The organism is Aquiflexum gelatinilyticum (assembly GCF_024741135.1).
GTDB lineage: Bacteria > Bacteroidota > Bacteroidia > Cytophagales > Cyclobacteriaceae > Cognataquiflexum > Cognataquiflexum gelatinilyticum.
On the sequence record NZ_JANSUY010000001.1, the window covers coordinates 258,332 to 275,582 of the forward strand.

General features: G+C 42.0%; 17 protein-coding genes. 4 read left to right on the forward strand and 13 right to left on the reverse strand.

Annotated features, from left to right (window positions below; genetic code table 11):
• The first annotated feature begins 16 nt into the window (after positions 1 to 16).
• Positions 17 to 889, forward strand: coding sequence for a DUF6268 family outer membrane beta-barrel protein (locus tag NU887_RS01085; protein WP_258421503.1), 873 nt, complete (start codon positions 17 to 19; stop codon positions 887 to 889).
• Positions 890 to 986: 97 nt separating this feature from the next.
• Here NU887_RS01085 and NU887_RS01090 read toward each other — a convergent pair whose 3' ends face one another.
• The 6 genes from NU887_RS01090 to NU887_RS01115 form a co-directional block, all read right to left on the reverse strand.
• Positions 987 to 2,138 (reverse strand): aspartyl protease family protein, encoded by a 1,152-nt coding sequence (locus NU887_RS01090; protein WP_258421504.1) that lies wholly within the window; start codon positions 2,136 to 2,138, stop codon positions 987 to 989.
• Between the two features lie 89 nt (positions 2,139 to 2,227).
• Positions 2,228 to 2,737, reverse strand: coding sequence for a threonine/serine exporter family protein (locus NU887_RS01095; protein WP_258421505.1), 510 nt, complete (start codon positions 2,735 to 2,737; stop codon positions 2,228 to 2,230).
• Positions 2,734 to 3,510, reverse strand: coding sequence for a threonine/serine exporter family protein (locus NU887_RS01100; protein WP_258421506.1), 777 nt, complete (start codon positions 3,508 to 3,510; stop codon positions 2,734 to 2,736). The genes NU887_RS01095 and NU887_RS01100 overlap by 4 nt, the downstream gene beginning before the upstream one ends.
• A 222-nt stretch (positions 3,511 to 3,732) precedes the next feature.
• Positions 3,733 to 4,761, reverse strand: coding sequence for a serine hydrolase domain-containing protein (locus NU887_RS01105; RefSeq protein WP_258421507.1), 1,029 nt, complete (start codon positions 4,759 to 4,761; stop codon positions 3,733 to 3,735).
• Positions 4,762 to 4,825: 64 nt separating this feature from the next.
• Positions 4,826 to 5,191, reverse strand: a complete 366-nt coding sequence (locus tag NU887_RS01110; RefSeq protein ID WP_258421508.1) for a DUF1801 domain-containing protein — start codon at positions 5,189 to 5,191, stop codon at positions 4,826 to 4,828.
• A 120-nt stretch (positions 5,192 to 5,311) separates the two neighbouring features.
• A complete protein-coding gene (locus tag NU887_RS01115; RefSeq protein WP_258421509.1) occupies positions 5,312 to 5,869 on the reverse strand; it encodes a hypothetical protein in 558 nt (185 codons plus the stop codon).
• A 264-nt stretch (positions 5,870 to 6,133) separates the two neighbouring features.
• On the opposite strand from NU887_RS01115, the gene NU887_RS01120 reads away from it, so the two are divergent.
• On the forward strand, positions 6,134 to 6,508 hold the full coding sequence (locus NU887_RS01120) for an alpha/beta fold hydrolase (RefSeq protein ID WP_258421510.1): 375 nt from the start codon (positions 6,134 to 6,136) through the stop codon (positions 6,506 to 6,508).
• Positions 6,509 to 6,586: 78 nt separating this feature from the next.
• A complete protein-coding gene (locus tag NU887_RS01125) occupies positions 6,587 to 7,018 on the forward strand; it encodes an alpha/beta fold hydrolase (protein WP_338080952.1) in 432 nt (143 codons plus the stop codon).
• 72 nt (positions 7,019 to 7,090) lie between these two features.
• On the opposite strand, the gene NU887_RS01130 is transcribed toward NU887_RS01125, so the two are convergent.
• From NU887_RS01130 to NU887_RS01160, 7 genes are all read right to left on the reverse strand, one after another.
• Complete coding sequence (locus NU887_RS01130) at positions 7,091 to 8,551, reverse strand: cellulase family glycosylhydrolase (RefSeq protein ID WP_258421511.1); 1,461 nt, start codon at positions 8,549 to 8,551, stop codon at positions 7,091 to 7,093.
• Positions 8,552 to 8,859: 308 nt separating this feature from the next.
• Complete coding sequence (locus NU887_RS01135; protein ID WP_113925449.1) at positions 8,860 to 9,408, reverse strand: DUF2911 domain-containing protein; 549 nt, start codon at positions 9,406 to 9,408, stop codon at positions 8,860 to 8,862.
• Between the two features lie 230 nt (positions 9,409 to 9,638).
• A complete protein-coding gene (locus tag NU887_RS01140) occupies positions 9,639 to 10,505 on the reverse strand; it encodes a DUF808 domain-containing protein (protein WP_258421512.1) in 867 nt (288 codons plus the stop codon).
• A gap of 660 nt (positions 10,506 to 11,165) precedes the next feature.
• A complete protein-coding gene (locus NU887_RS01145) occupies positions 11,166 to 12,191 on the reverse strand; it encodes a TlpA family protein disulfide reductase (protein ID WP_258421513.1) in 1,026 nt (341 codons plus the stop codon).
• A gap of 528 nt (positions 12,192 to 12,719) precedes the next feature.
• Complete coding sequence (locus NU887_RS01150; RefSeq protein WP_258421514.1) at positions 12,720 to 13,256, reverse strand: hypothetical protein; 537 nt, start codon at positions 13,254 to 13,256, stop codon at positions 12,720 to 12,722.
• Positions 13,257 to 13,347: 91 nt separating this feature from the next.
• A complete protein-coding gene (locus tag NU887_RS01155) occupies positions 13,348 to 15,648 on the reverse strand; it encodes an acyl-CoA dehydrogenase family protein (protein ID WP_258421515.1) in 2,301 nt (766 codons plus the stop codon).
• A gap of 110 nt (positions 15,649 to 15,758) precedes the next feature.
• Positions 15,759 to 15,923, reverse strand: a complete 165-nt coding sequence (locus NU887_RS01160) for a hypothetical protein (RefSeq protein WP_258421516.1) — start codon at positions 15,921 to 15,923, stop codon at positions 15,759 to 15,761.
• A 197-nt stretch (positions 15,924 to 16,120) separates the two neighbouring features.
• On the opposite strand from NU887_RS01160, the gene NU887_RS01165 reads away from it, so the two are divergent.
• Positions 16,121 to 17,119 (forward strand): Gfo/Idh/MocA family protein, encoded by a 999-nt coding sequence (locus NU887_RS01165; protein WP_258421517.1) that lies wholly within the window; start codon positions 16,121 to 16,123, stop codon positions 17,117 to 17,119.
• The last annotated feature ends 132 nt before the right edge of the window (positions 17,120 to 17,251 follow it).

Here is a 17,251-nt window from a genome sequence, read left to right on the forward strand (position 1 = left end):
AAAAAATATCATTTCAATGAATAAAATATTTGGGACGATCTTACTGTTGGCTATTGCTGGTAATTGCTGGAGTCAGGAATTTGAATTGCTAGAAGTGGAATACGCAAGATATCCTAAAACATCCCTTAGCAAAATTGATAGTATTGAGGCCATTATTTCAGAATACCAAGTTTCGTTTCTGTTACCTGCGATACGGAAAGAAAAATGGTTCCTCCTGGCCGGAGCCACCTATCGATTGGTAGTTCCGGAAAGCGCCGATCGTCAATCAAATGATGACCTGTTTTTTCTTGGTTTGCGCATGGCGGGTGTTTTCAGTGTATCTGAAAATAAACAATTGATTGTTAGTGCTTTTCCAGCTATTTCCACAACTGACGAACCAGGAAGCTTTTCCGGAAATAATTTTTTGATGCAAGGTGGAGTCTTATTTAAAACTCAAAAGACTGAAAAGTTTTCTTATAGCTTAGGCGTAATCAGTACGTCAAGGTTTGGTAGACCTTTGATTTTACCTTCCTTAGGTATGACTAGAGTGGGAGATAAAATGAAATTGGACATTAACTTACCTTTCTTTGTGAAAACGATGTGGAATTATACCAATCGATTCTCTTATGGGTTAAAGTTTGACGTAAATGGGAGTCAGTATAATCTCAACAATGAAACATTCAATGGATCTGAAGTGGACTTGCTTCGATTCTCACGGGTAAGATTGGGACCTGAATTCCAGTATCGAATCGTCGGACCTTTATTCATCGAACTTTTTGGGGGAATTGCTGCAAGACGAACCTATGATTTCGATATAATTGGAAGTGATGATATCGATTTAAGCTTAGAAAACGGACCTTTTTTATCTGTGAGGCTTTATATTAAACCCCAGATAAGGGCTGTTCAATAGCGAGTCACAAGCTTGAGAATTCTTTTGTAAGTATTCCAATCGCCAGCAAGTTGTTGGCAAGTTGAGAAAGCAGCTTTATAGAAATTAGGGTTCTTTCCTATTTCAACCTTATCGGTTCAAAAACCAAAGAAGTGCCATCCAATTTGGTGATGGTCATGGATTTGGGTTTGTTGGTAAATGACCACCTCATAAAATCACAGGAATCCTCAAAATCTTCCGCCCTGCGGCCGTTCACAGAAAGGATTTCTTCTCCGATGCTGAGCATAATGTCTTCAGGGACTGCCCCGATGGATTTGCTCATGACGACGAGTTTTCCCTCTAGGTAATGCACCCCGACTTGGATCGGATCTTTGAACTTCACCGCTTTCCGCATGCGGAGGAGGTATTTCGATTCGGAATTGTTGATGACCAGGCTGCTGCCCAAAGTTTTGAAAAAACCAATGCCGAGTTTCGCCCCGGTAATAGGCTCAAAACTTATCGGGATTTTTTCAAAATAGTTTTCGCCGATTTGGAGACTGTCCACCAAGATCGTTCTTGTGCTGTCTGTTTGGATACTCAATGCCCCCATAGAACTGCTGATATCGGGATTACTGAGGCCGAGGCTGTCCTTCAGTGACAGGAAATCCTGAATGGAAGGGTTGTTGGCCGGAAAACTGAAAAAATGCGTATATCCTGTATCGATGAGGATGTTTTCAAATTCCTCCCCGGCAAACTTCACCGTAACATAAGGCCTCTTATTGAAAAAATAAACCGGAATGTCTGTCCATCCATTTTCGACTGGGAAAGGATTTTTCGAAAAACGGATCACCATGTTTTCAAAATCAATCTCCCAATTGAGCTGTGAAATGATGTCAGAGCCGAGCAGGTAATAATCCATGCAGTAGAGGTATGCCATGTCATTGACAAGACTCCGTACTTTGGGAAAGCTGACTCCGCCGATCCTGATTTCTTTTGTCAGTCCTGTCGGGACTTTGGCCACCTGCTTGTTGGAATCCCGCATTTTGATTTTTTTGCCTTTGACCTGCAGCCTTTCGGCCGGTTCGGCAAGGGAGTTTGCCAAGCCCATACTCGCACCGGTATCGAATGCAAAATCTGTGTCCACGCCGTTCATTTGGCCTTTGAATACGAGAAGACCGGCATCGATATGGAAAGGAAGGGTGTAAACAGAATCAGATTGGGTTCTGCATTCGGCGGTTTCTCCTGATTTTAAAATCAGCAGGGCAAAGAATACAATCAGGAATCGTTTCATAAATACCAAAATAGGGTTTTTTGAAAAGATAAATTGAAACAATATCAGAGTTTGGGTTTTTATCTTTTGCTTCTAGGAATAACAAAATATCACTTTTTCCTATTACCCAAAAATGGCACAAAATAATTCACCTTTTTCACACTCTCAATCCTAAAAAGCAACATGGGCAGAGTTACCCCCAAAGAAAGCGCGAGGATAATAAAAAAGGTCATTACCCCGTCATGGGCAGTTTTGGTCAGGACTTCCATTTCGTTATGGCTGACAAAAGAAATCAAACCCAAGATGGTCTGATAGGCAAATGATCCCGGAATAAGCGGGATGACCGAAGGAATACTGATCACAATTGGCGGCACATGCCTCCAATGGGATACAGGAATACTCGCAAAGCCCACCGCAGCAGCACCTGCCGCTGAAGCCATGATAATTCCCCCGCCGACATGAGGGAGAAGAACGGCAAACTTTAAAAATCCTGCCAAAGACCCACATAGAAAAATAGCAAATAATGCCCGTGCGGGGCTGTTGAACAAAATGGCAAATCCCACGGCAGCACATCCGCACCAAAAGGCCTTGAATATGATATCCATCCAGTCAGTCATCATAATACTTTAAAAATATAGAGTACTGTCGCCAGTCCGGCAGCAATGGAAAAAGCATGCAACATGGCATTGATACCGCGATCCACACCGTTGATGATATGGCCATCGATCAGGTCAATGATAGAATTGATCAGAAGTACTCCGGGAATTAAAAATAAAATACTGGTGGCAAAGGCATGATCCAGGTCGTTTTCTACCCCAATTTTCCAACAGATCCCAATGACTGCAGCAGCCACCACAGCACTGCCATAGGTGATCATAAGGGGATTGTATTTCTTGACGACCATTTCCTGCTTAAAGAAAAGACCGATGACGGTTGCCAAAAATGTAATGGCCATTTCCAGTGGATTTCCTCCAAATGTAAAGCAGAAGGCTGATCCCGCAATTCCAGTAAATAGTAAAATGACAGGCCTTTTGTAGGTAGGGATGTCAAAAACTTGGTTAATGATTTTTTCCGATTCCTCCAGGCTGATTTTTTTTTCCACCACATCCCAACTCAATTGGCTGATAACAGTTACAACCTTAAAGTTGGCGCCGGGTAAGGTAGCGATGCTCTTTGATCCTGAAAAGATATTCCCCCGGTTTTCCTGGTGAAGGGATATCGAAATGTTTCGGGTGCCAAGGTCTACGTTGGCTTCATAGCCATAGGCATTTGCAAACCTGGAAAGGTTGGTAATGACCCGGCTGCTTCCGGCACCTGATTTGATCAATGCGATCCCGGCCTGTAACAGGAGGTTTCCCAATCTTGCAGGTTCTTCTATGGTATGGCCTGTCATTACTAGCTTGGCGGTTTGATTTATTCCTGCAAATTACGGCTAAATAAGCATAGAAGCGGTCTGACCTCCTCCAAAAAGTTTATTTTTCAAAATCCCATTTCACTTGCCTTTTTGCATAAAGATGTCTTCCAATGCTTCTGGAGGAAGTTTACAATCCTCCCATACATTTTTTACCTAGCCTTCAAAAGTCCAAAGCCTGTTTGAAAATCATCTTGATGCGGCTTACTTTTTTAAGATCTTGATGATTCGGCCATAAATGATTTCTGCCAAACTCCAGTCATATCCATCGAAGTTGCTGGTATTATTAAACTGAATGACAACTGCATCAATGTCTTTATGGTACTTGGCAATACTCTGATAGCCGGGAAGTAAACCGGTATGTTCATACACATAGATAGAGGAATAGATTTCCTTTTCTCCTTCCTTAAACACCGACCCATCGTTCAATGCTCTCAAGAATATCCCCACGTCCTCTGCCGTTGCCAGCATTAAGCCTGTATCCTCATTCTTAAAATCTTTATCAATGCCAAAATAATAGCCGCTCATTACATCCTTTATATTTACTTCACTGAGTGATCCGAAAGTATTTTTCAGCCCAAGAGGTATCAATATTTGCTCCTTTATATATTGCTGATGCGGATAACCTAACAATGTATCCATGAGGTTCTCAATCAACATATAATTGGTATTTGAATAACCGTAATCTTCATCCGGTTTGAAGTCAGCAGGTAAATCCAGTCCGTAACCAAGTGTTTCTTGTCGGTTTTTTGGCGGATTTGTCCAATAATCAGGATGGTCTACAAAATTGGGAATGCCACTTCGGTGTTGGAGCATCATCCTCAAGGTTATTTTGTCTGAATATTCAATTCTTTCAGCCAATTCCGGAAAGTATCCAGCGAGTGTTTTATCTAAAGACAAGCGCCCTTCTTTAACTAGTTTTGCGGTAGCGACCGCTACATACAATTTGGTGATACTGGCTATTTGGAACAATGCCTGGGGGTAAGCAGGTATTTTCTTTTTTCGGTCATGCCAGCCGGCAGCATAAAGCTCCGGTTGTTTTCCCTTTTGGTCTACATAGACAATCATTCCATCAAATCCATAGCCAATGGCCTCATCCATTTGTCCCTGTATCGTATCAGGGAGAGGTAAAATCCAAGCTTTTACAAGAACCCATGGCACGAAGTAAAGGGAGCCAATGCTTGCGAGGATAAATAAAATTCTGAGTGTTTGCTTGATATGTTGTTTTGTCATTAAACTATTTTTTGGAGCGGAAGCAGGACAATAAAAACACCTCCTTACAGCTACATTAATTCCGTCAAACTTTGATCTTTCCGGTTCGGTAGAGATCCAAAGCCTCATTAAGTAGTCCCTTCACTTCGTCGACAGGAATATCCAAATCGGGATCAATCCTAAATATCTTCATCCTGCTTCGGTTACCTTTCTCCAGACCAGGATGCTGCAGGTGTCTTCCTTCCACCATCAAGAGGTAGGGTTCTCCTGATTTCTTTTCAGTCCAAAGGTAGCAAAACATCTTTTTCTTGTAGCAAAAGCAAGGCATACCATACTTTACTGTTTCTGTCACCAGATCATCCTGGGCAAGGACAATATCCCGCAAGGCGAGCAGACAACCCTTCACTGGTTCAGGTTTTTTATGGTAAAAATCTTGGAGTTCGGGGTTCATTGGGGATTTCTAGATAAGATTTACAATTACAAACCTAAACTTCCAGTCAAAACTGAAAAATCGTGACCAATAGGGTCTTAAATCCAAATTAAAGCTTTTATCAGGATTGGGTGGATTCATTTACTTTCCTATGGCTAATTTTCTGACTTTATGAACGAAAAACAAAATTGCAGGCCTAATACCCAAATAAATCACGGCACCTATCAAAGCCAAAATGGTTCCGATGCCTGTCGGTAGAATAGCACCAAAGGTATATGTCATCCCAATCACAAACCCAAGCAGACACTCCGCCCGATAGGTGGGATAAAAAAGGGAAATTCCAAAAATCCCTATCAACAAATAACCGGGTACCTCTTCATTGCCAAAACTGAAAAATGTAGCCAAAGTGATCCCGTAGAGCAATGCAGCAACAAAACCGATAATGACACTTTCTGGGATTTTGGTCTTGACAGCACTTACGCCCAAAGACTTTTCTAACCTTTTTTCTACCCGATAGGACAAAAACAAAGTCAAAAGCGGAAGCAAAATACCACCCCACCAATTGGAGATTTCGGGCAAATCTTCCCTTGCCAAAATATGGTGGCTTGGAACGCCGCCGTGAAAATGATTCCAAAGTAACAATGACCAAATGGCAAAAGTGATAATAGTGGTTAAGTAGAGGCGTTTTTTCAGAAACATGGATTTGTGGAAATATTGTTTTAAAAATACCGCTTATTTTTTTGTTTCAACCTCTTCCCAAATTCCTTTCACAAAAGACTGACAATTGGATATCCTTTTCAAAGGTGAGAATTGTACAAGGCTCATAAAAAGTTGTGTAACATATCTCATTCCTACAAAATTTAGCTTTGCAATAGGAAGATTACTGATGGGTTTCATTCACATTTTTTCCCAAAACAGATTCAATTCACTAAAATAAAGACAATACGCGCTGAATAAAAAAAAATGAAAAACGAAAAAATAGGATCCGATTTGACCATCTCTGTAAGCAATTTCCATATGTCCTATGATGAAATGGGAGAAGGTATCATTCCGGTCATCTTCTTGCATGGCTTTCCATTTGACAAGACAATGTGGGCCGAGCAACTTGAATTTTTGAAATCTTCCTATAGGGTGATTGCGGTTGATATCCGTGGATTTGGGCAGTCGGTTGATGAGGAATCAGAGTTGAGCATAGAAATGTTCGCAGATGATCTGATCGCCTTGATGGACGCTTTATACATTGAAAAAGCAGTAGTCTGTGGCCTTTCTATGGGAGGGTTTATCACTTTGAATGCCCACCAAAGATTTCCTGAGAGATTTGAGGCATTGATTCTATGAGATACCCAATGCATTGCTGATACCCCAGAAGTCAAAGAAAAACGGCTGAATACCATTCTTGATATTGAGGCTGAAGGAGTGGAAAAGTTCAATGAAAAATTTATCCAAAATGTATTTCACAAAGATTCTTTAAAAAGCAAAAAGGATCTAGTAGAAAATTTGAGTAAAGTGGTTTATGCAAATTCCCCCCAAATTATCCGCCAAGGCTTATTGGCACTTGCCGGTCGCACAGAAACCTGCGGCACATTGGCATCGGTGAAAGTTCCAACATTGATCATCTGCGGTCGGGAAGATGCAGTCACCCCACTTAGCGAATCTGAAAAGATGCATAAAAGCATTAAGGACTCTATCCTAAAGGTGATCGATAAAGCAGGCCATGTTTCCAATTTGGAGCAACCAAAGGAATTCAACCAATATCTCGAAGAATTCTTGGGGACATTGAAAGGCTTAGACCTTCAGGGAAAAAGTGAAAGCCAAAAGGATGTCAAAAAGATTACCTTGACGAAATAGACCAAAGTTCTATCTAAGAAATCCGGACAGGATCCATTGATGTATTTACCTTCCACCAATCTTTATAAATTATTAATCTTTAGCACCCTCGATCAAAGCATTGAGCGCCTGTCGGTCAAAAACGGTATTGGTCCTCCGGTCAAAAAGTCCTGAACCATTGTTGCCGGTTCCTCCTGCATCCCAATAGAATGGAATGATTCCGTTTGCGATGGCTTGCTGGGTGACGTATTTGAGGTAAAATGCCCTAGAAGCCAAGTGGAGTTCTAGGTCTGCCCCAGTCAGGTTAAGCCTTCTGCCGACTGCATATTCGCCTAGTATCACAGGGATTCCCTTGTCCACGAACTTGGTTTTCATCAACCGCATCATGCTGTCAACGATAGCTTCTTCGCCCCAGGTTGCATTGCGTGTAGGGTCTGTCAGGGAATGAAAATCCTTACCCCAGTAGTAAAACATATTACCCCAATCAGCATCAGTTTCCATCAAAGTGAATTGATATGGGGTATAAAAGTGGACTTCTGCCATCATCCTGTTTGGTATTTTGTCCACTGGCAAAGAAGTCATCAGGGCATTTGTTTTTTCGATATCGGTGGAGGGTCCCTGCACAACTAGTACCCGATAGCTGTTCCTGCCTCCGGTAGATCGAACAGCATCCACAAAAGTCTGAAGGTAAGAGTCGAGCACTTCCATTTCTGTGGCGTTATCGACATTGGGTTCATTGGTCCCTGCAAACATCAGGTGCTCATCAAAATCCCGTAAATGCGTAGCTATCTGTTCCCAAAAGGCTTTTTGTTTGGCATTGTTTTCAGCCTGCTTGGCGGGAGTGACATTGTTTTCCAGCCAGCCTCCATCCCAATGGATATTCAGAACGACATACATACCTTCGTCAATACTGTATTGAACCACTTGTTTAACCCGATCCAGCCATTCAGGTTTAATTTTGACAGTGGCACTGTTTTCCAAATATTGGTTCCAAGAGCAGGGGATCCGGATAGCGTTGAAGCCGTTTTGTTTGACCAATCGGATCAGTTCCGGTGTAATGAGTGGATTGCCCCAGGCTGTTTCGCTTCCGCTGGCTTCCAATGAATTACCGATATTCCAACCCAACTTTATTTTGGCAGCCAATTCAATAGCGGTACTCGGCATCCCGCTCGCATCTGGTGGGATAGGGGAGCTGTTGTAACTTGGATAGAGTTGCCCTTTCTGGCTTATTTTGATTTCTTTAGGCGCTGCATTTCCCGCTCTCAGGGTCAGATTTCCTGTTCTGATGACATTGTCCGGATTGGTCAAAGCGGTGACTTCAATGGTAGAGGTTCCATGCGTACCGGTACTTTTACTTAGCTGTATCCATGGCAGGTTTGATGTTATTTCCCATGAATCCGCATTGGTAGTGATGGAAAAATCCGTAGTACCGCCTGCTTCTGTAAATTCAATTTTATCTTTTGAAACAGATACCGAGATCAGGTCCTCTTTTTCACACCCGCTAAAAACAAAAAAAGCAAACACCAAATTCAATCTTACTAAAAGCCGCATCATCAAAGCAATAGGTATGGTTGTATGGAGAATAGGTTTGTCTAGAATACTGGACCAGAATTGAAATTCCCAATATCGGATTTTCAAAGTGCAGAATGAATTTATGAAAAAGATTTAGGTTTCAGCAATGCTGCAAAGTAAATAGGCATTCCTGCAAATTTTTTCACACGGAGATAATTGACTCAGCATTTCTTTCACCATTATTAATTTATAATTCTTAATTTTTTTTCCCGCATCACAAAAAAAAAGACCTGTCTGATTTAGAGGAAGCAGACAGGTCTTGTATTAAAATCTTTCTCTCTTTACTTCCCTTAGTTAGGGACAACCGGTATCATGAGTTGGACATTGCTCCATTCGAAATAAACAACAGCGCCTCCGGACCCTTCTTCAATCCGTGTGGTAAACTGCTCCACAGGCACCACAGGTCGGGTTACGGGCACTTCGGTGACGAATACGTTTTTGCTAAAATCAGGCTCCCAAGCTCCCCATTGTCCGGTTTCTGTGTTGACACCGATCTGAAATGAATCCGGGCCGGGGATGGCATACAGGCTGTAACTTCCTGCTTTCAATGGCATGCCGTTGAAAGTCACATCTTGGTTGAGGGTGATGGTGGTAGCCTCATTTGCTCCCAATCGCCAATAGGCTCCATACGGCTGGAGGGCACCCTCATCTTCCGATCCAAAAATTACACGGCCTCTAACCGAAGGACGGCTATAGCTGATTTCCACATGAAGTCCATTGACATCAAGATGCGCGGTGTCGGGCGGGCTCATGGATCGGTTACGGTTGTTCAGATAAATAAATGCAACGGCCAGCAACAAAGCCAATATGCCTACACCGATAAGAATCTTTTTTAACATGAGGATTTTGTGTTTTGAGTAAGATAGAAAATTAGGAAAATTTGGGTGAAATGGCAAAGAGGACTTGCAAGTTCCATCTACCAATTGCCACCTAGGTATAGTTTAGCGATTGATGGTGGTCTGGGTGGGATTTACCCTTTTCGCTAAGTGCTTTGAATTCTTTTAATATTGCTTCAAATCTTGCAGCTGTCAAGCTGTTTTCAAGTGTTGAAATTTGGGCTTTTGAACACCTATTTTTTAAACAGCGAAATAATTTTTTTAACAATTGCTATTGAAACCAAAGCAATTATCCCACCCACTATGCCAAGTACAAATTCTTTTAGCATGGTTGGCCAATTGGGTAAAATGTGGTGTAAAAATTCAATATTATGCGCAAATATTCCACCCGACACAAGTAATAATGCTATGGTTCCTACCACAGCTAATATCCTGATAACGATCGGTAGGGATTTTACCAAAAGCAAGCCTACTGCATTGAATAGACCTTTATTATTGGATCCTTTTATCAGGCTATATCCAAAATCATCCATTCTGACAATGAGTGCTACTATGCCATAAACACCAACAGTAGCTAAGATGGAAACAACCGATAAGGTTAAAATCTGTACACTTAGACTTTTGTCTAAAACCGTACTTAAAGCAATGATCACAATTTCTACAGAAAGAATAAAGTCGGTGGTTATGGCTGATTTTATCTTCACTTTTTCCAATTCAGGGTCTTGTTTAAGGACCTCAACTGTCAGTTTCTTTTCCGGCTTTTTTTTATGAAAAAAGTATTCTGCAATTTTTTCTACACCTTCAAAAGCAAGATAAAAACCTCCTATGATGAGTATTACTATGATGGCAGAAGGTAAAAATACATTCAGCAATATTGTTACCGGAACAATAATTAACTTGTTAATAAATGAACCTTTTGTAATAGCCCACAAAACAGGAATTTCTCTGTTGGAAACAAAGCCCGTTGATTTTTCGGCATTAACGGCCAAATCATCGCCAAGTATTCCTGCTGTTTTTTTTGTAGCGATTTTAGCGGTGACAGCCACGTCATCCATCAAAGCAGCGATGTCGTCTAAAATTGCAAAAAATCCTGAAGCCATATGGGTGTTAAATATATTTTGGTGGCAAAGTAAAAAATTCTTGTTAAATATTTGGGTATGTTTTCTAAGTTAAATGTGTGTCAATTTTTCGTGTCGACTGTACCATTTGAATTAACTTCAGAATATGAATAAAGTCAATGCTGTTTTTTAGGTCACTTCTTTTACAATCCCTTTGAAACTAGAAAATTTTTTGTATTTGGTTTCAGACCACCATCATATTTCTAAGACCCAACTAGGTGTAGTTTAGCGATTGAAAGTGAACTGAGTGGAATTACATGCCGATACCTATCGGCATGTAATTCCACCCTTTTATCTTTTCCATCCACGGTAGTAATCGGGATGCAATTGGATTTTTCAACCAAACACCCAAACGAAAGGTAATTCATGGCAAATTGAATTTCATCCCGACAGCTGTACGGAATCTACTAAATAAAAAGGTAGGGGCGAGCGTAAAGAGTAGCTTTGAGGAAGTTATTTAGCGAGAAGCCAGAATGCAGGGCAGGCAATCTACATCTAGAGGTTAATCCTATCTACATCCAGAGGGGTATTGTTAGATTTCGTTCTTCATAGTTATCAAGTCGTTTCTGAATTTCAGTCGGGTTATTTTTAAGTCATCAAGCTGTTCCCTTTCTTAAGTTTTTTGTCTACAAGTCTCGACTTCTAGATGCCCAAATACTTTTCTATATCCGAAAACCCATTTGATCTATATAGGATGAATCCTTTGCTGTCCAATATTAGGTAAGTAGGATAAACATCTATCATCATTTTAGTCCGCATTCTGTTTTCATGTTCATCTACTTCTCTATAATTCTTCCATGGATACTGCTTTTCATTTAAAAAGCCTTTCCACTGCTCCTGATCCCTGTCTATCGATATGCCTATTATCTCTACATTTTTGTCATTTAATGAGTTAAGCTTTTTTATTATTGATTTATGGTCTTGGATACATGGTGCGCACCCAATAAACCAAAAATCGATTAGATATCTCTTGTTTTCAGAAAGACTTATAGATGTAAGTGTATTGTCTTTGTCAAAAAATTTATATTTTGAAAAGTCAATCTCGGTAACCGATAAAATATTCTCAAGTTTTCGATATGGATTAAGTAAATGATTTTTGATCAAATCATTTTGGATTGATAGGACTGTAAATAGCTTTTTCAGTTCATTTGCATTACTGATATTTCTAATCATGAAGTTTTGAGCGATTTCAATAGAAAACGGACTATTGATTTCCTTTTTTAATTCGGCAATTAAAAAATTATTTATAAAAGTTGAATCAGGCTTATCAGTCAATAAGTCCTCATATTTTTGTCGAAAATCAAGCGATTTGTAATATAAGTCTGAACCAATAACCGTATCGACTTGTATTTTTATTTTATCAAAGACTTTACCTTTTATTATTAAGTTCTCACCATTTAACCAAACCTGAACCATTCTATGGTCATTTCCGACAAAGAAATTAATAGCATATAGGTCATTGATACTGTCATTTAAGTTTACATTAATATTATCGGAATATTTGAATGTATGGAACTCCCTGTCTTGAGTAATATTAGTTAATAGAATGCTGTCTACTTTTATGTCAGAGTCGAAATAAAGAGTTAAATCTGCCGATGTTGTTTCTTGTTTGTCGAAATGGCAACCCGTCAAGGAGGCAAATAAAATAATGAAGAATAAATATTTCATATCTTTTTTTGGTTTATCGACCTATCCACGGAGCCAGTCCAATTACTGCTAACGATTGTATGTCAACAATAGTAAAGTTATATTCCAATTATTTAAACATAGTATTTTTTAGTTAAATATCCAATTCATTCTTCAGCTTATTGATTTAGATTTTTTCTTTAAATCTGAATAAACAACAATGGATATAACCAAAATGAACCATAAAATCATCAAAATCGGAAAATAGCCAATCACATAATAGGTGTCATAAATCTGGATGTCGATGCTCCTGTCGGTCGTAAAAATCCCAATTACAAAAAGTAGAATTGTAAGTATTAGAAATAATAGGCCGGGTTTGGATTTCATATTTTTGATTGAAAGAATGGCAGGTAGCTGTGATGTATCGGCTAAATCTAACCCGTTTTCCCTAATGGTTCTCCTGCCTTTCCCCTAGACTTCTCCTTACCCCTAGTATACTTTCTCCTACTGATACTCCGTGTCTGTCCTAGGGATACTCCGTGTCATAGCTAAGGATACTCCGTGTCTGCCTTACCCTTGAGCTACTCTTGGGCCGCACGTCAACCTGAGTAAAGCGAAGTGTCTCACGTAAAGTAAATGAGATCCTTCAGTCGTACCTCCTTCAGGATGACGGCTCCAGCAATTCATAATTATGAATTCAGAATTCAGCATTAACTTTTTCTCTCGCTTCTCGCCTCTCGTTTCTCGCTTCTTTTTCCCAACAAAGAGATTCTTCACCTCCGCAAGCTCCGGTTCAGAATGACGGCTCCAGCAATTTATAATTATGAATTCAGAATTCAGCATTAACTTTTTCTCTCGCTTCTCGCCTCTCGTTTCTCGCTTCTTTTTCCCAACAAAGAGATTCTTCACCTCCGCAAGCTCCGGTTCAGAATGACGGCTCCAGCAATTTATAATTATGAATTCAGAATTCAGCATTAACTTTTTCTCTCGCTTCTCGCCTCTCGTTTCTCGCTTCTTTTTCCCAACAAAGAGATTCTTCACCTCCGCAAGCTCCGGTTCAGAATGACGGCTCCAGCAATTTATAATTATGAATTCAGAATTCAGCATTAACTTTTTCTCTCGCTTCTCGTCTCTCGTTTCTCGCCTCTCGCTTCTCGTCTCTCGTTTCTCGCTTCTCGTCTCTCGTCTCTCGTTTCTTTTAAATTGATTTTACTGCAATAGGAGCACTTATGCAGCTTTCCGGTATCCCAAAAGCATCTGTCAAAGCCAAGGCATTTTTCCTCACTTCCCAACAAAGTTGATTGACTTCCTTGCGGATGGCTTTGGATTTGACGCCTTCCATATAGCCCTGCTCGAGGTACCAAGCGCTGTTTTTCTCGATGGTGTGGAGGGCATAAAGTTGGCAGAGTTGGGCTATGGCCATTTGGCAGCTTTCGTCCTCGGTTTCATTCACCTGCTTTTGGAACTGCTCCAAAACAATCCTTTCGATATAGGCCTGTGCTACATTGACGAGGTGGTGCTGTGCGACATTGAAGGCATCAAAGGAATCCATGCCCTGCTCGATGTGCCGTTTGAGCCTTTGGGCAGCACTGCTGAGGATGGAATTTTCCCGATACCGGAAGGCGTTGAGATGGAATTCAAAATCCAAGAGGTGTTCGGTTGCGGTACTCCGGACGATAATGGGGTTTTTCTCTGTGAAAGAAGTGCGGGCTTGGCTGACCACAAAATTGAAAATGGTGGAGATGTTCATGTCCCCAAATTCCCTCCTGAATTCCGTCAGCCTGTTTTTGGCGACCAACTGCATCAGGACGGTGTTGTCGCCCTCGAAGGTGGTATAGACATCGGTGTCGTTTTTCAGGGCATCGATCCGGTTTTCGGAGAGATACCCTTTGCCGCCACATGCTTCCCTACATTCCTGCAAAGTGGCCGTGGCAAACCAAGTAGCATAGGATTTCAGGCCTGCCGCCAAAGCTTCGATTTCCATGGCTTCTGCTTCGGTCCGGTCGAGGAACTTTTGGGTAAGGTATTTCAAAGCGAAATGGATGGCATAGGCTTCTGCCAAGGGCGGCATCAGTCTCCTTTGGTGCATGCGGTAGTTGAGGATCGGGATTTCTTCCCCTCCTTCCGGCCCAAACTGTTTCCTGTTTTCTCCATGCCGGATGGCGATAGTCAGCCCTGTTTTGGTGGCGGAGATGGCCGATCTCGGGATCCCGATCCGGCCACCGACAAGGGTTCCCAACATGGTAAAAAACCTCCGGTTGTCCGAACTGATGGAACTTTCAAATTCACCTTCTTCACTGACCGAAGCGTATTTGTCGAGCATGTTTTCTTTTGGGATGACTACTTGGTCAAAATAAATAACGCCGTTGTCAACCCCGTTGAGTCCCATCTTTCTGCCACAGTCTTCTATCCGGACACCCGGAATCATCTTGCCATCTGTAGTCCTGAGTGGTACAATAAAAGCATTGACCCCATAATCTTCTCCATCTATGATCAGCTTTGCAAAGACAGTTGCCATTTGTCCGTGCAGGGCTGCGTTGCCGATATACTCCTTTCTCGCATCCGGATTTGGCGTATGGATGGTAAAGGTTTTGTTTTTGTGATCGTAGGTGGCGGTGGTTTCCAAGCCACGGACATTGGAACCGTGACCTGTTTCGGTCATGGCAAAGCAACCGGGAAGCTTCAGACTTCCGATGTCTTTGAGGTAGTTGCGGTGGTGTTTTCCTGTTCCCAAAAAGTAAACACTCATGCCCCAAAGCCCAAACTGCACCCCAAACTTGATTACCATGCTGAGGTCATGGTAGCTGAGCGTTTCCATGATGGTGAAGTAACCTTCCATGTCGTTTTTGCCTCCGGCATAGTCGGGAAATGCCCAGGCTCCAAAACCGTGTTTGCTGAGCTCCTGACACCAAGTCAAGACTTGTTCCCTTTGCTCAGTCAGGGAATCATATTCCCGGTACGCAAATGAAGGTTGGGAAATTACCTGCTTTACCTTTTGGATCAGTTCAGCCTGATTGCCATCAAGCAAAGCAGCCATCTTTTTGATGTCAAAGTTGCTTTCCTTTTTGTATTCCGTGGAGATGGTCTCATGACCAGACTTGAAGTTGTATTTGGCTTCTTTGCTCAAAAGCCCAAGGGAGAGTTCAGTTTGCTGGAAATCCTCCTTCAGACTTTCCTCAAATGATATTTCGGTATCACCGGCATGCTGTTGGGCCAAAGATTTCCCGATTTCATACAGGTCGGTCAGGCCTTCGAGTTCCAGCTTTTGGATGATGGCTTTCCAGGATTTCAGTTCCTTGGGCTTTGGTGGTTTTGAAGGCTCGAGGTGGGATTGCAACCATTTTTTTTCCTCTGCTGACAACCAAAGCTGTTTTTCGATCAATTGCTGCATGCCTTCCGCTTCAGTTGTGGTGAGTTCGCTATCCGCCCAAAGGCTGTAATAGAGAGGAAGAAAAATGTAAAGTTTTGGGTTTTTGTTGAGTTTATCAGATCGGAGCATGTTGTTGCGTTTGGTCAGTATTTCAATTTAACGGTCTTTTTTTAATTATTGGTTAAAGGTTAAATGGTTATTTGGTTAACTGATACCACCGCTCACCATTGCTTCTTACTTCATACTTGGTACTTGGTACTTCCAAACCTCCTAACCTCCCAACCTCCCAACTTCCCTCCCGAGAATGTATAAAATCTTGCCTTGTGACCTCGACGTAGGAGAGGTCTAAAAACACTTCTGTTTACCTGCCTTTCTTTGCGTCTCGGCGTCTTTGCGAGACTCATTTTCTTAGATTTCTCTCTGCGTTCGAAATGACAAGGATAGGCTTATCCTGTTTCTTGATTTCGGTCATTCCTTAACTCTTGGTACATAGTACTTAGTACTTGGTACCTCCCAACTTCCAAACCTCCCACTTCCTATCCTCCTGACTTCCCACCTTCCAAACTTCCAGCCTTCCCACTTTTTCCCTACTTTTAACACTATGAAAAAGATCCAAGACCAGGAAGTCCGTTGGGGGGTGTTGGGAGTCGGCAATGTCTGCGAAGTCAAGTCCGCACCTGCTATGAAACACATCCCACATAGCAAATTGGTAGCCGTCATGCGCCGCGATGAAGCCAAGGTCAAAGACTATGCACTCCGCCATGATGTCCCAAAGTGGTATACATCCGCTGAGGAATTGGTCCATGACCCGGAAGTCAATGCCGTCTACATCGCTACCCCGCCACACATGCACCTGCCTCTCACAAGGTTGGTGGCTGCTGCCGGCAAACCTGTCTATGTCGAAAAACCCATGGCAAGGACCTATGCCGAATGCAGGGAAATGATCGCCGTCTGTGAGGAAGCCGGAGTTCCGCTGTATGTGGCCTATTACAGAAGGGCATTGCCCCATTTTTTGAAAATTAAAGAATTGATGGATTCCGGCGCCATCGGAGACATCCGAACTGTCCACATCAACCTGAAGCAGGTCCTCAAACCCGAAGTGGTCGTACACCTGGAAAACAACTGGCGCATAAATCCTGAAATTGCCGGTGGGGGATACTTCTTTGATTTGGCTTCCCATCAGTTGGATTTGCTGGATTTCTTTTTTGGTCCGGTGACCAAGGCAAGCGGTTTTTCATCCAACCAAGCCAAAGCATACCATGCGGAAGATATTGTGACCGGAAGTTTTGTCTTTGAAAACGGTGTCTTGGGATCAGGAAATTGGTGTTTTACTACCTCCAGGACAGCGGAGATCGATGAGATTACCATCTATGGCAGTAAGGGGCTGATCCGTTTTGAGACCTTTGGCAAAGGGGAGTTTACCCTGGAATCAGATCAGGAGGATCCTATCCATTACCATGTCGACCTGCCCAAACACATCCAACAGCCTTTGATCAAATCCATTGTCGAGGACTTATTGGGAACAGGAACTTGCCCAAGCACCGGCCGCACAGCTGCAAGGACCAATTGGGTGATGGGGGAGTTGGTGAATAAATTCTGAATGGTAAATGAGTAATTAAGAATGCCGGACCTTAACCCGACAACCTTGACAACCCGACAACGCGAAGTAGACAACAAATACAACAATTACAACCACTACAACAATTACAACCAATAGACCCTTCGTGCCTCA

Excerpts from the sequence above, each read along its gene's own strand:
- NU887_RS01120 (WP_258421510.1), top strand. The coding sequence starts at position 6,134 with ATGAAAAACGAAAAAATAGGATCCGATTTGACCATCTCTGTAAGCAAT.
- NU887_RS01115 (WP_258421509.1), bottom strand. The coding sequence starts at position 5,869 with ATGTTTCTGAAAAAACGCCTCTACTTAACCACTATTATCACTTTTGCC.
- NU887_RS01135 (WP_113925449.1), bottom strand. The coding sequence starts at position 9,408 with ATGTTAAAAAAGATTCTTATCGGTGTAGGCATATTGGCTTTGTTGCTG.
- NU887_RS01150 (WP_258421514.1), bottom strand. The coding sequence starts at position 13,256 with ATGCTGAATTCTGAATTCATAATTATAAATTGCTGGAGCCGTCATTCT.
- NU887_RS01155 (WP_258421515.1), bottom strand. The coding sequence starts at position 15,648 with ATGCTCCGATCTGATAAACTCAACAAAAACCCAAAACTTTACATTTTT.
- NU887_RS01160 (WP_258421516.1), bottom strand. The coding sequence starts at position 15,923 with ATGAGTCTCGCAAAGACGCCGAGACGCAAAGAAAGGCAGGTAAACAGA.
- NU887_RS01140 (WP_258421512.1), bottom strand. The coding sequence starts at position 10,505 with ATGGCTTCAGGATTTTTTGCAATTTTAGACGACATCGCTGCTTTGATG.
- NU887_RS01095 (WP_258421505.1), bottom strand. The coding sequence starts at position 2,737 with ATGATGACTGACTGGATGGATATCATATTCAAGGCCTTTTGGTGCGGA.
- NU887_RS01100 (WP_258421506.1), bottom strand. The coding sequence starts at position 3,510 with ATGACAGGCCATACCATAGAAGAACCTGCAAGATTGGGAAACCTCCTG.
- NU887_RS01110 (WP_258421508.1), bottom strand. The coding sequence starts at position 5,191 with ATGAACCCCGAACTCCAAGATTTTTACCATAAAAAACCTGAACCAGTG.
- NU887_RS01105 (WP_258421507.1), bottom strand. The coding sequence starts at position 4,761 with ATGACAAAACAACATATCAAGCAAACACTCAGAATTTTATTTATCCTC.
- NU887_RS01145 (WP_258421513.1), bottom strand. The coding sequence starts at position 12,191 with ATGAAATATTTATTCTTCATTATTTTATTTGCCTCCTTGACGGGTTGC.
- NU887_RS01090 (WP_258421504.1), bottom strand. The coding sequence starts at position 2,138 with ATGAAACGATTCCTGATTGTATTCTTTGCCCTGCTGATTTTAAAATCA.
- NU887_RS01130 (WP_258421511.1), bottom strand. The coding sequence starts at position 8,551 with ATGATGCGGCTTTTAGTAAGATTGAATTTGGTGTTTGCTTTTTTTGTT.
- NU887_RS01085 (WP_258421503.1), top strand. The coding sequence starts at position 17 with ATGAATAAAATATTTGGGACGATCTTACTGTTGGCTATTGCTGGTAAT.
- NU887_RS01165 (WP_258421517.1), top strand. The coding sequence starts at position 16,121 with ATGAAAAAGATCCAAGACCAGGAAGTCCGTTGGGGGGTGTTGGGAGTC.